Origin of the sequence: Pseudorhizobium banfieldiae (assembly GCF_000967425.1) — a bacterium.
Taxonomy (GTDB): Bacteria; Pseudomonadota; Alphaproteobacteria; order Rhizobiales; family Rhizobiaceae; genus Neorhizobium; species Neorhizobium banfieldiae.
In genome coordinates this window covers 156,615-170,971 of sequence record NZ_FO082821.1, presented here as the reverse complement: position 1 = coordinate 170,971, position 14,357 = coordinate 156,615, and the positions used below count along the sequence as shown (strand labels likewise).

The window sequence follows — 14,357 nt, the reverse complement described above, 5'->3', positions numbered from 1 at the left end:
GTGATTGAGGGCGGGAGAACCCGCCCTCGGATAGCTTAGATCACTCAGCAGCCATCATCGAAGCCTCGTCACCCGGCAGGTCAGCGGTGAGGAAGGCGGGAAGGTCGACATCTTCGGCCTGCTCGGCGTCGGAAACGAGTTCAGGCGCCCCCTGCCCTTCCGCACCGCCGAGTGCTACCATATCGTGACGGCAAAGAACCTCCGGCAACCAGCCGCTGCCTTTCAGCAGACGCTCGGCTTCGGTCGCCATCTCACCCTTCTTCAGGTGATCGAGGAGCTGCGCCGTCCCCTCCCCTTTTGCCTCACGCACGGCCTCGAGGATCCGGGCCTTGGGCACGCGGTTCAGGTAGGTATCGGCCGTCGGCTCCCAGCCAGCCTCGACCATGTCGAGTTCGACCGCCTGTGCGACCAGGTCAGACTGGGTCATTCGCCTGGTCAAACCGCTGGCGGAGATACCGGCACCATAGGGGTTCACCTTCTCGTGGAGCGCGTTGATCCCGAAGCTGAGGCAATGCGCGAGCAGGGACAGCCGGCTCGCCTGATCGAGGGAAGCCAGGTAGTCCCAAAGAACGGCATCGTCACCAAGCGGCAAGTCGGCCTCCCACTCCGCGTGGCGATCGTCCAACAGCTTGGCCACCACGCTGTCTTTCAGATCGCTCGCCTGTGCGGACATGTAGACGTGACGGACCGAAGCCTCGAGGCAACTGCCCGACGAATTGGATGTCCGGAAGGTGTCATTGACGAGCTTCAAGAGCAGCAGCGTCAACGCGACGTCAGGGGAGCGCCCGACAGCTTCGCGCAGTGCCAATGTCCGGTGCGCCGTCAGCTCCATGACCAGCCGCTCGGGCAAGGGCTTCAACGCACCATCATCCTCGTCTTCGGGCACGATGGCGGCAAGCGCCTGACCGGCAGAGGTGATCACCGTGCCGTGGCCGACACCATCCGCGCTGCTCGTAGCTGAAAGCTCAGCGCCCTGCCCGTCTGCCGCCTGTTCACCGCTGTGGACATCTGCCCGTGGCTCATCCTCGGGCCGTACGAAGCCCCGATAAACGGCAAGCTCGCCATAGCGGTCAAGCGTCACGAAAGCCCCTGCCCGCGCGATCGCCTCCACGTCGAAGATCAGCGGCCGAGCCTCGAGCTTCTCCATCGCGACTTCCAACGCGCCAAGACGCGCGTCGATCTCTTCGGGGAACTCATCCTGACCCTCGTATTCCTCTTCGATCGCTCGGTACTCGGCAAGCAGCTTGGCATGCGCCGCGCCTTCGTCATCCGTCATCGGCGCCAGGTCTCCGCTCAGCCGCCGCAAACCGTGGCTGTAGCCATAGGGCAGGTCGAGCGAGACCTCGATCCATTTCCAACCTTCGGTCGCAATCGCTTCGGCTTCAGACTGAAGCTTCTCGCTGACCAGACGATCGAGCAGGGCAGGGTCTTCCAGCCAGCCGCCGTCATCGCCCTGGAAGAGATCATGCAACATGGTGCCACCAGCCTTCTCGTACGCCTCGACGCCAACAAAGACGGCCCGACGGTCAGAGGCGCGCACAGAGGTTTCTGTCAGCATCCGCCGGATCTGATAGGGTTCCTTGTTCCAGGACGACTTGATCGCCTCCCAGACCTGAAGCTGACGCTCGTGATCCGGATTGACCGTGAAAGCCATCAGCTGCTCCAACGTCATTTCATCCTCGGCATAAAGCTCGAGCAGGGCAGAGGCCACGGCGGCGAGTTTCAGGCGCTGTTTGACTACCTGTGGTGTGACGAAGAAGGCGGCAGCGATCTCTTCATCGCCCTGACCCTTCTCCCGCAGCGCCACGAAGGCGCGGAACTGATCGAGCGGATGCAGGGCCGCGCGTTGCATGTTCTCAGCCAGAGAGTCGTCTTCGGCGAGGATCGCAGAATTGGCATCCCGTACGATGCAGGGAATGGGCGTCGTCTTGGCCAGACGTTTCTGTTTCACCAGGAGTGACAGGGCTTGGAAGCGCCGGCCGCCGGCGGGGATTTCGAACTTGCCGGTCTCGTACCCATCATCCGCCAGAACGGGCCGGACGCTCAGGCTCTGCAGCAACCCGCGGCGGGCGATGTCTTCGGCCAGTTCCTCGACCGAGATGCCGGCTTTGATGCGCCGGACGTTGGACTGGCTCAGCACGAGCTTGTCGAAGGGAATGTCCCGGGACGGGGACAGGGTGACTTTCTGGGCAGATTTCGCCATCAGATCTTCTCCACGACGGGCGTCGGGAGCCACTCTCCCGATCTCACTTCCCGTCACCCCTCGAACCAACAAACCTTTCCCTCTCTTGTTCTAACGCTCCCGAGACAGCACCTTAACAGCTGTTAAGTCGTCAGTCCCGAGGCGGCGGAACAGGCCGCAGTCTCTCAACTTTAACGGTTCTTCCTCACTTTGTGTGGAGCCGCGGCAGCATTCGTGCCTTCAGCAATTCAGGGCCTGCCCGACCGTACATTGCTCGCTTGAGGGTCTTGAGGCGGTTGATCTGGCCTTCGGCCTGCCCGTTGCTCCAGGGAAGCTCGATCGCGTTGTTGACGGCATGAATGTCTCTGCGGAGGACGCGAGCGAACCGCATGATAGGAATGAGGTCGGAGTCGATCGCATCGTCGATCCATGCATCCAGTGGTGCCGATCTCTTGCCGCGAAGGATGCCGTTGAAGCGCATCGCCAGGCGTCGCATCTCGGCAAACGCCTCAGATCCCTGCTTCAGGGCATCGACCTTCCTTGCCTGCCGGTCCGTCAGCAGGCCTCGCGGCTTGATACATAGCGCCGCGGCAACCACCGGAGAGATTGCATGACCGGTTTCGGGATCTCGAACCGGTTCCGACTTCAACGCGGCGGGCGGTACATCATCGGCCTGTCGCCTTTCGGCCCGCCGCCAAGCTCCGAGCAACCGCTCCAGATTGGAGAAGCTGCCGGTGTAGCCGCGCTGCTTGACGTCATGAAACAGATGCCGTCCACGCCGGTTCCCATCCCTCCAGCATTGGGCAAGGAAGGCTTCGAAATACCATGGTGATGTGGGGTTCAGTGCTGCTCGTCGCCTGTCTGGTGGAGCTTCGAACTTGAGCCACTTCGTTATGCTGCGACGCTCATAGCCGGTCCGTCTGGCGATCTCGCTGTAGGACAGCCCTTGCTGGCGCAAGGCATGGAGCATGTCGAATATCTCCTGGCGAGATTGCCTATGCGCGAGACGGGCGCGCCGGCGATGTGTCGCAGCGTCAACAATTGCGTCCTCCGAAAGAATGGCCCTGCCGGTGGCACGCCCAGAAAGGTTCATCTGTTCTTCGATGGCCGAACGAAGGTTCTGGACCAGATGAAACCGATCGGCAACCTGCCGGGCCTGCGGTGCGCCTTCACGGGTGGCCTGCGCATACAGGCCGCAGCGGTCGCGGCTGACAATCTCGATGGAAGGATGACTCCGAAGCCACTTGGCCGCATTCTCGACGCTACGGTCATCCAGTATGTCAATGACCGAGCGGCGCTCGAGGTCGACCATGATGGTCCCATAGCTCGTCGCGCGCCGCCAACTCCAATCATCGATACCGACTACACGTATCTTGGAATTGCGTTGGGCAACTGCAGCATCCCGTTTCAGTTGCCGCAGGATGGTGTCGTCGCTGACCGGTATGCCGAGCCGCTGCATCAACCGCTCGCCAGGACGGCCGCCAGTGCTATGCCCGAGCAGCCCGACAATCTCTCCGACCCTTCTCGTCCGACGCGCGTATGGATCAGCTACCGTCGGAAGACGGTCGGTGAACGTTCGTCGTGCGCATTCCCCATGTGCACATCGCCAGCGGCTCAGCAGGAGCTTCACTGTGACGGGCTTGCCCTGGACTGGCAGATCCTGGAGGCTGCGGCAGGACCAGCCATGCCGACTTCGGCTTCGACATCCACAATCGGGGCAAATTCCGATCTTGGATCCAGCTGCGGAAACAACCCAACCGTCATCAACGGTGAGCGCGACACCCAGTACTTTGACCCCTGGGCCGGGCGACCATTTCGATTTCGTTCGCATGCCCGCCCATAGCCAAAACCTCGCTAACGGCGAATGAACCACACAAAGTGAGGAAGAACCCGATTAAGTGCCACGCGACAGCTGAGAAAACTATCCCGGGGGGAGAACCCCGTATTGTTCGGTTTTTGGATCATCGTGTTCACGGTGCCATGGCTGGTGCCGACGGGTGCACGCGAGCTGGTCTCGCTGGAGTTTACAGCGTTGCCACTGTCGGTCTGGGCCACCCTTGCCTACCTTTCCATCGTCACGACCGCCTTTACCTTCTTACTGCTTCAGTACGCGTCCATGCGTCTACCGGCTGCCAAAGTCCTTGGTTATGGATATCTGACGCCCAGCTTCGTTATCGTGCTTGAGGGGCTTCTGGGGCACGGGTGGGCTGCTCCCCCGGTCATCCTCGGCGCCCTCGTGACTGCGGCAGGACTCATAGTCATGGGCGTTCTGAAGGACTAAAGCATCCCTCCCCCGGAGATGTCACAGGCGACCTTGAATGGTGAAGCGGGAGGAATTTGCTTTCGAAGCACCTAATCCGGCTTCGAGGTCCTAGCTGACGGAGTGCGATATCGGGACGATGTATCTGCTCAACTTGGATCAGACTCGTTCGGGCCTGATTTCTTCGCGGACAGCTTTGGAAGCATAGCGGGTACTGCCGCGAGAATGATCAAGACCACGAAGGTTGACAGGACGGCGGTTGCTTCCAATCCCAGGCCCGCTATCACTCCAATTCCTGCCGTCGCCCAGATGTTCGCTGCCGTCGTCAAACCCTCGACCTCCCGCCGCGCTGCACGAACCATGATCGCGCCCGCACCGAGAAAGCCGATCCCTTGTACAATGCCCTGCAGCACGCGGGATAGATCTCCAATCTCCATTCCGCTTTGCAACGGACCTAGTACGAAAAGTGCTGCACCGACGGCCACCAGCATGTGCGTCCGCACGCCAGCGCTTCTTCCCTTCAGTTCCCGCTCATATCCAAGGATCCCGCCGAGCGGAGGCGTCGCCTTAACCGGCTGGTGCGGATCGAGGCAATAGTCTATCGGCATGACTGACGATGCGTCCGCCCGATACAAACGCCACCGCTTTCCAGCCGAGATCATCGCGCATGCGGTATGGCTGTATTACCGGTTCCCGCTGAGCCTGCGCGATATCGAAGACCTGCTTGCCGAGCGCGGCATTGCCGTCTCGTTTCAGACCGTCTCAGATTGGACGACTAAGTTTGGCCTGAAATTCGCCCACCAACTCAAGCGGCGGTCGATCGGCAACTTCGCAGACAAATGGCATCTCGATGAGATGGTCGTATCGATCAAGGGCAAGAAATACTGGCTGTGGCGCGCCGTCGATGCCAACGGCTACGTTCTCGATGCTCTGCTGCAAAGCCGCAGAAACAAGGGAGCCGCTCTTCGGCTGATGCGCAAATTGTTGAAGAGCCAAGTTGTTGCGCCGCGCGTGATGGTGACAGACAAGCTGCGTTCTTATTCCGCCGCAAAGCGAGAGATCATGCTGGGGATCGAACACCGTTCGCACAAAGGGCTCAACAACCTCGCAGAAAATTCTCACCTTCCCGTTCGACGACGAGAGCGACGCATGATGCGGTTCAAGTCGGCAGGTCAATGCCAACGTTTCGTCTCAACCCACGGCCAAATTGCCAATCTTTTCCAACTTCATCGAAAACACCTGAATGCCGCTGATCATCGCCAACTCCGCGCCCTCGCCAGCGCCACCTGGCGTGAGATCGCGTTGCCGATCCAAGCCTGAAATTCAGGACAAAGAAATGATTGCGTCCTACGTCAGGTTAAGGCGACGCCACCGTATGCGACGCTTCAGGCATTCGCGCACGGAGAGAGACAGAGCGGCTTCATGGAGCCGCCCGCACGAAGGTACGCTCCAGAGATTCTTGAGGCATTGGCCCGCTACTACTCAGAACAACCGGCAGCGCAGGCTGCGGTTCCGGGAACCTCGCGGTCCCAGAACATCGTCGCGCCAGCAAGAGAGGTTCCATTTGCAGATCCGGGTCCGGGCAACAGCGTAGGCGTCGCCACACTGCCCTTTTCCCGGCAGGACGAGGCCGGCGTCCTGGAAGGCGAGGGGAGTCTATCCTACGCGGCCGTCCCAACGGCCGCGAGCGCCGGACCGCCGTCCCGCCGCGAGGAGCTGCTGGAGCTAGGAAGACGCATCGCCGTCGAGGGCATCGGACCAAGAAAGATTCCCGCCTGCCAAAGCTGTCATGCATCTGAGCCACAGGGCGGCAATCCGTTTTATCCGTACTTGGCAGGCCAGCCAGAATGGTATCTTTCCCGGCATCTTCAGCTTTGGCAGGAGGGCGAGCGAGGCGGAACGGCCTATGCCCACATCATGGACCAGATTGCTCGGAACATGACGGACGAACAGATTGCAGCAGTCTCTGCCTGGTATTCTCAGCGTCCGCTTGCGCGATCCATCTCCGTCCCGCAGGACACGTTACGGTGATAGTCTGATCTTTAGGACAGCAGCCACCGCCGGCCTCGGGGTCAGCATCACAAGAATGTCAGCCGTGACTGCGGCTCGGACCATGTGCCTTGTTCAGTACGACCGCCTTAAATGCAGAAAGCGAAGCGTCGCAGATCAAGGGACGCGCACTTGACCAGACAGGATAATAGCACAGGCGAGGCGAGATCAGCGGCGAAGCAATACACCGCTTTTGGTTCACGCGGATCTACCACCATTCATTGCCAATCCGGCTGACGCACTGGTTTCTTCACTTCTGGAACTTTCGACGGCCGTACAGGAACAATCGTTTTTTCGCCTTGTTGAGCTCACGGCTGCGACATCAACCTCAGGAGGCATACGGCTGATGACCAATCACACGTCCCCCCGCACAACTCCTCGTCAAGCGCCTGGCTGGTACGCGTTCCTGCTGGGACTTCTCCTGGTCCTGCTTGGCCTTGTCATCGGCATTGGCGGCATCTGGCTGATTACGCTGGGCGGTTCGTGGTATTACGCGGCCGCCGGTATCGGGCTTCTATTCTCGGGTATCTTGATGGTGACAGGTCGATACTTGGGTGTGCTCGCCTATGGGGCCACCTATGTGTTCACGCTCATCTGGGCCCTTTGGGAGGTCGGGCTTCAAGGGTGGCCGCTCGTACCCCGAGTGGTTGCACCGACGGTCATTCTGTTGCTGGTTCTCATAGCCATACCGTCCCTGCGCCGTAGCGACCCGCAACACAGCACCCGTCAACGAGGACTGGCGACCGCAATGGCCGTCCTGGCAGCCTTGGGGATCGGCGTAACATCCGCGCCCTGGCTTCGGCCCGCCTCCGTCTTTGCTCAGGCCGATACACAAGAGGGACCGGCCGACCCTGCCGCGCAGGCGCCGGTGCAACCACCGGCCGATGGCAGTAGCATTGCCCCGGCCGCGCCTACCGCACCCCTCACCGATCGGAACTCCGCTCAGGAGCCATCGGCAGGTAGCGAAAGCGACGTCGTCATCAATCCGGAGGTTCCCCACGATCCCGCGCCGGAGGGTCAATCCGCAGAAGAGGATCGGTCCGCACTTGCCATGCGCGAAACCGGTGCCGACTGGCCGGCCTGGGGCGGCAACATTCACGGAACCAAGTATTCGCCGCTGACCCAGATCACGCCGGACAACGTCGACCAGCTCGAACGGATCTGGGAGTTCAACACCGGCGACCTGCCATCGTCAGAGGCGGAGGGCAAGTATTCGCCTGAGAACACGCCGCTGAAGATCGGCGAGAAGCTCTTCACCTGCACGCCAATGGGCAAGATCATTGCCATTGATGCGGGATCGGGCAAGGAAGAATGGCGCTATGATCCCATGGTTCCTGCAGACGCAATCCCCTATGGCGCAACGTGCCGGGGCGTAGCCTATTTCGACGTCCCGGATGCACACCCCTACGATGCCTGCGCGACCCGGATCATCTGGGGGACACTGGATGGGCGCCTCATTGCAATCGATGCCGAGACCGGCCGCCTCTGCACCGAATTCGGTGACAATGGCATGGTCTATCTGGAGCGCGGGCTGGGCGAGACAGTGCCTGGCTGGTATTCCTTGACATCGCCGCCCGTCATCGTCCGCGGCGTGGTCGTTGTCGGCGCGCAGGTCAAGGACGGTAATGCCGAAGATTCCCCGTCCGGCGTTATCCGCGGCTTCGATGCCGTCAGCGGAGAATTCGAATGGGCCTGGGACATGGGTCGTCCCGGCGACACCAGCCAGGCCGGGCCTGAAGAAGTCTATACACGCGGCACCCCGAACATGTGGACGATCCCCGCCGGCGATGAAGAACTGGGTTATGTTTTCCTGCCGCTCGGCAACTCCGCCGTCGACTACTACGGCTCCAACCGGAGCGAACAGGAAAACGAGTACTCGACCTCGCTGGTGGCGCTGGACGTAACGACCGGCCAGCCCGCCTGGCACTTCCAGACGGTTCATCGGGACGTCTGGGACTATGACCTCGGCAGCCAGCCGACGCTGATCGATTTCCCGACGGACAACGGCGGGGTGCCGGCCGTCGTCCTGGCATCCAAACAGGGCGACATATTCATTCTCAACCGAGAGACCGGTGAATCCCTCTTTCCCGTCGAGGAAAGGCCCGTGCCGCAGGGTGGCGTCGAGCCGGACTACCTGTCGCCCACCCAGCCTTTCTCCACATATCATACGCTGGCCTTTCCGGCGCTGGAGGAGGAGGACATGTGGGGCATGTCGCCCATCGACCAACTCTGGTGCCGCATCCAGTTCCGCCGCTCCCACTACGAGGGCATCTACACGCCGCCCACATCCGACCAGCGCTGGATCCAATATCCCGGCTATAACGGCGGCAACGACTGGGGGTCGGTCGCTGTGGATCCCGAGCGGGGCCTGCTTATCGCCAACTACAACAACATGCCGAACCACAACCGGCTTGTGCCGCGCCAAGAGGCCGACGAAGCAGGCCTCAGGGCGATCTACGAGCCGCCGGCGGACAGCGAAGGACCGCTAGGGGAAGCAGGGCCACAGATCGGCGCCCCTTACGCGATCGACGTGAATGCCGGCTGGCGGGTGAAGTATACCGGGCTCCTGTGCAAGGAGCCCCCCTATGGCGGCATCCGTGCCATCGATCTTGCCACCGGCAATACGGTCTGGGATCGGCCATTCGGCTCGGCGCGACGCAACGGTCCTTTCGGCATCCCGTCCATGTTGCCGGTCACCATCGGTACACCGAACAATGGCGGTCCGGCTGTAACTGCGGGAGGACTGATCTTCATCGCAGCAACCACCGACAACCTGATCCGCGCGATCGACATCAAGACCGGCGAAACTCTCTGGAGTGACACCCTTCCCGGCGGCGGTCAGGCAAACCCCATGGTGGTGGAAGTCGACGGGCGACAGTTCGTGATCATCTATCCGGGCGGCCACCACTTCATGGAGACGCCGATCAGCGACACGATCATCGCCTATGGGTTGCCGGAGTAGTAACAGCGCGCGGTGGAGGCGGTAACCGGAGACGTGCTGCTTCGTTCCTCCGTTACCCCCGCTTTGCGGGCTCTCCCGCAAGCTGCCGCTTCGCAGTCCCGGGCAGTCACAGATTACGAGATGGAAAGGCGAACTTTAACGATCCTTCATATGCCTTCCACCTCCTCGTAAGGTCAGCGTCTCTATCTTCCGGGCCATCGAGCCGGACGGCTCACAATGGAAGGAGATTGTTTATCAATGAGAATCAACACGAATAGCACGCGCCTCAAAACCATCCTGAAAAGTTCAGCGGCTGCAGGCCTTGCGACTGTCATGGTCTATGGCGGAGCAACTGGTTACGTTGCGCAGGCCTTTGCTGATCCGGTCAAGGTAGACGCAGCGGCCGCGGCTCCGGGATTCGCAGATGTCGTCACGGCGGTGTCGCCGGCCGTCGTTTCTGTCCGCGTCAAGGGTGAGATGAAGCAGGTATCCGATAGCATGCCGGGCTTCGGGTCGGGTCAGGGGTTTGGTGACCTTCCTGAGAACCACCCGCTGCGACGCTTCTTTGACCAGTTCGGCGGACCGGGGTTCAAGGGCATACCTGATGGAGAGAATGCTCCGCAGCACGCTCGGCCAATGTCTCAAGGATCCGGTTTCTTCATCTCTAAAGACGGCTACGTTGTGACCAACAATCACGTCGTCGACAACGGCACCGAGTTTAGCGTGCTGCTTGACGACGGAACCGAACTCGAGGCGACGCTTGTCGGCAAGGATAGCCGCACCGATCTGGCGGTTCTGAAGGTCGATGCAAAGCGCGATTTCACCTATGTCGATTTCGCCGATGATAAGAAGGCGCGCGTTGGCGACTGGGTTGTCGCTGTCGGCAACCCGTTCGGACTCGGCGGGTCGGTCACGGCCGGCATTGTCTCGGCGCTTGGCCGGGACATCGGAAGCGGCCCTTACGACGACTACATTCAGATCGACGCTGCCGTGAACCGCGGCAACTCCGGGGGCCCTGCCTTCAACCTGGATGGCGAGGTCGTGGGCATCAACACCGCAATCTTTTCACCTTCTGGCGGCAATGTCGGTATCGCCTTTGCGATACCCGCCTATGTAGCGCAGGACGTTGTGCAGGATCTGATCGACGACGGCGAAATCGAGCGCGGATGGCTTGGCGTGCAGATCCAGCCGGTCGACGCGGAGATCGCCGAGTCGCTGGGTCTTGAAAAGCAACAGGGTGCGCTTGTCGTCGAACCGCAGGAAGGGTCTCCTGGCGCCAAGGCGGGTATCGAGGCGGGCGACGTCATCCTTTCCATGAACGGCGAACCGATCGAGGATGCGCGCGACCTCTCCGTCAAGGTCGCTTCGGCGGGTCCCTCGAAGGAGGTCGAGCTTTCAGTCTGGCGCAAGGGCGAGACGAAATCCATCGACGTGACCCTTGGCGATCTCGCCAATGCCGATGGCAAGGCGCAGGAAGGGCAGAAGGAGAAGGCTCCTACGCCTTCCAGCCAGGATGCCCTGCCAAGCCTTGGTCTGACGGTTGCACCTGCTCAGGATGGCAAGGGACTGCTGATTGCCAAGGTCGACCCTGAATCTGAGGCCGCGGCGCGAGGCATATCGGAAGGTGAACGGATCGCCTCGATCAACAACAACGAGGTAGCCGACGTCGACGATGCGAAGGATATCCTGGCGGACGTGCGCAAGTCGGACAGGAGCCATGCGCTCTTCCAGATCGAAGGGGAGCGAGGCAGCCGCTTCATTGCTCTGCCCATCCAGCAGAGCTAACGGGAGTTCTCGCCGCGAACGCAGGCTTGGCCATGCCAAAGCCTGCGTTCTGCTGTTTCCGTCCCGGGCGGTAAGTTTGAGCTGCGCTAGTGCGCTTCGTCATGCCGCAGGATTCAACGCTGCATGCGCTTTGGCATCTATACGAGCGACTCCTTCGACCAGAAACTTGCAGGAGAAGGTGAGAGCGAAAAGGAACTGGACTTCCTCGACCGGTCGATCCTCGATGGAGACGTCCATTTTGTCGAGATCCTCCAAGAACTCGGCCGGCTGCTGCCGCCACAGTTCAAGGGGCTCGGCTGTTCTCATGGATCGAGCCAGATGAAGCAGCCGATCCCGGACCGCCGCGCCAAGCTCCTCTACCAGATCCATGGCCTCCTTCGGTAGACGGGCAGCTCGCAGAGGCTCCGTAAGATGGTCGAGGAAGCGAAGCCCATACCAGAACCGCTCGATCTCGGCTTTCATTGCCGCCTTTGCCTTGACCGCTTCGCCGGTCGGCCGCAGTTGCGGTCGAGTTTGGTTAAGCAAGGCGCGAGACTGTGATAGTGCCTGTTCGATCCTGTCCTGGCAGCGCCTCTGCCCGGCATCTGCAGTGGAAACTATGCTCCGCAGGTCTGCGGCGACGAGATCGGCAGCGGCCTCCAGGGCGTCGGCCAACCGGTCGTCCACCAGCCGATGGGCAGGCCGCGGCATGACTGCAGCGGCAGTGGCGGCACCGCATAGAGAGCCAAGCGTGATCTCCACCGCCTTCACCAGCGCCCCCTCGATGACTTCCACGCCTGGTGCGAGGATTAGTATGGTCACGGTAACCAGACCATAGCTGAGGCTAGGCTTGATCGCAGCAAGGGCGGCCATCATGGCCACGCCGATCGTAAGTCCCAAGACGGTCATAGAGCCTCCAGTTCCGATCAGGAAGATCGTGACCAGACCCAAAACAAGCCCCACGGCGCCGCCCATCAGGCGGCTGAGAGCACTTCGGATTGTTCCGCCCAGGCTCGCCTGGGTCACGAAGAGCGCCGAAATCACGGACCACGACGGCTCCGGCGTGCCAGCGGCATTCGCAGTCACGTAGGCGAGAGCCGCGCCACCTCCAGTCTGCACTGCCAGACGAAAAGGTCGATCATGGGAGAGTCGCGACAAGCTCCAGCTTTGAGTAGATGGGGGCTCGTTGGTGTCGCTGTGGCAACTGGTATCACTGGAGACCAGATGGCTAATCATGGTGCTGGTCCGCACCTGCCCTTGTCGGACCGGCGGCGGATCTCTGTTCCTCTATTTGGCTCACGGACATCGGATGCTGGAGGTGAGCCCGTCGATCTGGCAATCCGGCCGGCCCACGCGGTGATCACGAGACTGACGTCGCGCGCGGATTGTCGTCATCCGCCACAGCCCGCTGTCGATCCTCGCCTGCATTCCCCCGGGGTTCCCCGCGATCGAACAGGAGTGCCAGCGCCGACGCGGCAAGCGCGCCGATGGTATCCATGATGATGTCCAGAATCGTGTCATGCTTGCCCTTGATCACGTCTTCATTCGAGACGTAGTCAAATGCCCACTCCACCACCTCCCAGACGGCGCCGGCAGCAATACCGACTGAGACAATCAGCAGTATGGATCGGATACCGGCCGAAAACCGTGGCTGTATCAGAGGCAGGACATGGAGGATCGCCAACCAGTAGGTGAGCGCCAGGATGGTGAAGCCATGCAGGACACGATCGAACCACCACCATTTGTCGTAGAGATCGAGAGCGTATCCGGCAACATTTGCAATGACCGCAGATCCTGCCAGCAGCCAGGCAAGCAAATGACCGCCAGTTCGCAAAGAATTCTCTCGGCGCTGGATCATGTTCGGCATTGCTACTCGATCGAAATGGCGCCGGTATGGCTGCCAGAAACGAGTTTGTCGTAGTCGAACTCCTCGATGTCAGCGATCTGGTTCTCATTGAGTGGCAGCGTGTAGCGCCGGCTGCCTGGATCAATCTGTGGCTCCCCATCGAAAGGATAGGCATAGTGGCGGGAAGGCCCCTGCGCCGCGACTTCGACGACGATCGCGACCAGTCGTCCATCGCGAACAACCAGATCGTTCACGTACCCCCAGCGACGATCATTCGCGATATAGGCGTGATCGCCCATCAGATCTCGTGCACGAAATACCTTCTCTCCGAGATCCAGCCCCCGGTCTGCTTCAACCGTGCCGATCTTGGAAGTATCCGCTTTGGTCAGAATTCCGCTCTCGTCAAACTGAGTGTAGTCAGCAAGATTGTCTTCGTCGATGGGTGCTTTCGCGGTGAGATCGTCATCAGAGAGATCCAACTGGTTCCAGGGGATGCTGACGTGAGTCCCGCCCATTTCAAAGTAGCCGCCGATTTCTGCAATAACGGCCAGAGCCTCGCCATTGTCTGCGAAGATCAGGCTCTCAATCTTGCCGACGTCGCCGCCGGATCTGTCCAGCACCCGGCCCTCATCCAGCAACTCCTCAACGCTTATCCCCGCATCATAAAGCGGCCGATAGCTCCAGCCGGGAATGATCTTCACGGAGGGGTCAGACGACCCATCCTGCGACGTGCTTTGCTGTGCAACCGCCACCGGGGCAGCTATCGCCGCAAGAAGTGAGATGGACAGAACTGAAGCAGTGATTCTCCACATAATCTTCTCCCGATTGGTTTTCAGGGTATTTGATGTTGCAGGCGGTCACGCACGCCACCGCCTGCAACAGCTGAAGTCAGTTGTTGGTCTTCTGCTCAGCATCGGAACTGGTGCTGGCATCGCCAGAAGTGCCGCCGATCGGCGGATCGATCACCATCAGCACCGTGTTGCCGTCCTCTGTCTGGGCTCGCACGAGATAGGATGCGTCAAGGATTTCAACGTTCTGGAACCCAGCCTTCGTCAACTGATCCCGGACCTTGCTCTGCGCCATGGCGGAGCCGCTGTCGGACTGGCTGGTCTCAGCCGACTGGTTTGTCGTCGTTGTCGACGCGTCGGTGCTGTTGCCAGTTGAATTTCCGCTATCCGTCTGTGCAACGGCATGAACCGCGAACAGGGCTGACGCGATGGTTAAAGTTGCCAGTTTCATGAGTGTCTCCTTTCGTTTTGTTGAGGTCACTTGACCTGAAGCCGACACCTCTGCCGGCAGTGCCCGGCGCAATCGG

General features: G+C 60.7%; 12 protein-coding genes. 5 read left to right on the top strand and 7 right to left on the bottom strand.

Features of this window, described 5'->3' with window-relative positions; genetic code table 11:
* Positions 1-40: 40 nt before the first annotated feature.
* Together NT26_RS21320 and NT26_RS21315 are read right to left on the bottom strand one after the other, a co-directional pair.
* A complete protein-coding gene (locus NT26_RS21320; RefSeq protein WP_052642714.1) occupies positions 41-2,203 on the bottom strand; it encodes a ParB/RepB/Spo0J family partition protein in 2,163 nt (720 codons plus the stop codon).
* 184 nt (positions 2,204-2,387) lie between these two features.
* Positions 2,388-4,013: an ISL3 family transposase gene (locus NT26_RS21315; protein ID WP_244467740.1), complete on the bottom strand. Its 1,626-nt coding sequence runs from the start codon at positions 4,011-4,013 to the stop codon at positions 2,388-2,390.
* 81 nt (positions 4,014-4,094) lie between these two features.
* Here NT26_RS21315 and NT26_RS21310 point away from each other — a divergent pair, with 81 nt between their 5' ends.
* Positions 4,095-4,463 (top strand): EamA family transporter, encoded by a 369-nt coding sequence (locus tag NT26_RS21310; RefSeq protein WP_082077842.1) that lies wholly within the window; start codon positions 4,095-4,097, stop codon positions 4,461-4,463.
* A gap of 128 nt (positions 4,464-4,591) precedes the next feature.
* Here NT26_RS21310 and NT26_RS21305 read toward each other — a convergent pair whose 3' ends face one another.
* On the bottom strand, positions 4,592-5,050 hold the full coding sequence (locus NT26_RS21305; RefSeq protein ID WP_052642711.1) for an MgtC/SapB family protein: 459 nt from the start codon (positions 5,048-5,050) through the stop codon (positions 4,592-4,594).
* On the opposite strand from NT26_RS21305, the gene NT26_RS21300 reads away from it, so the two are divergent.
* The 4 genes from NT26_RS21300 (at position 5,049) to NT26_RS21285 (ending at position 11,217) form a co-directional block, all read left to right on the top strand.
* A complete protein-coding gene (locus NT26_RS21300) occupies positions 5,049-5,762 on the top strand; it encodes an IS6-like element ISRsp9 family transposase (RefSeq protein WP_052642709.1) in 714 nt (237 codons plus the stop codon). The two genes, NT26_RS21305 and NT26_RS21300, sit on opposite strands and share 2 nt — an antisense overlap.
* Before the next feature lie 102 nt (positions 5,763-5,864).
* On the top strand, positions 5,865-6,473 hold the full coding sequence (locus tag NT26_RS21295; RefSeq protein ID WP_052642707.1) for a c-type cytochrome: 609 nt from the start codon (positions 5,865-5,867) through the stop codon (positions 6,471-6,473).
* A gap of 364 nt (positions 6,474-6,837) precedes the next feature.
* Positions 6,838-9,453: an outer membrane protein assembly factor BamB family protein gene (locus tag NT26_RS21290; protein WP_052642705.1), complete on the top strand. Its 2,616-nt coding sequence runs from the start codon at positions 6,838-6,840 to the stop codon at positions 9,451-9,453.
* A 237-nt stretch (positions 9,454-9,690) separates the two neighbouring features.
* Positions 9,691-11,217 carry a Do family serine endopeptidase gene (locus NT26_RS21285; RefSeq protein ID WP_082077841.1) on the top strand — a complete coding sequence of 509 codons (1,527 nt, stop codon included), beginning with the start codon at positions 9,691-9,693 and terminating at the stop codon, positions 11,215-11,217.
* Between the two features lie 99 nt (positions 11,218-11,316).
* On the opposite strand, the gene NT26_RS21280 is transcribed toward NT26_RS21285, so the two are convergent.
* The 4 genes from NT26_RS21280 to NT26_RS21265 form a co-directional block, all read right to left on the bottom strand.
* A complete protein-coding gene (locus tag NT26_RS21280) occupies positions 11,317-12,432 on the bottom strand; it encodes an FUSC family protein (protein WP_152338683.1) in 1,116 nt (371 codons plus the stop codon).
* A gap of 124 nt (positions 12,433-12,556) precedes the next feature.
* The gene (locus NT26_RS21275) at positions 12,557-13,063 is read right to left on the bottom strand and encodes a DUF2238 domain-containing protein (protein ID WP_052642700.1); all 507 of its coding nucleotides are present in this window, start codon (positions 13,061-13,063) and stop codon (positions 12,557-12,559) included.
* A gap of 2 nt (positions 13,064-13,065) precedes the next feature.
* Complete coding sequence (locus NT26_RS21270; protein WP_162197814.1) at positions 13,066-13,743, bottom strand: PRC-barrel domain-containing protein; 678 nt, start codon at positions 13,741-13,743, stop codon at positions 13,066-13,068.
* Between the two features lie 187 nt (positions 13,744-13,930).
* On the bottom strand, positions 13,931-14,281 hold the full coding sequence (locus tag NT26_RS21265) for a hypothetical protein (protein ID WP_052642697.1): 351 nt from the start codon (positions 14,279-14,281) through the stop codon (positions 13,931-13,933).
* Between the last annotated feature and the right edge of the window lie 76 nt (positions 14,282-14,357).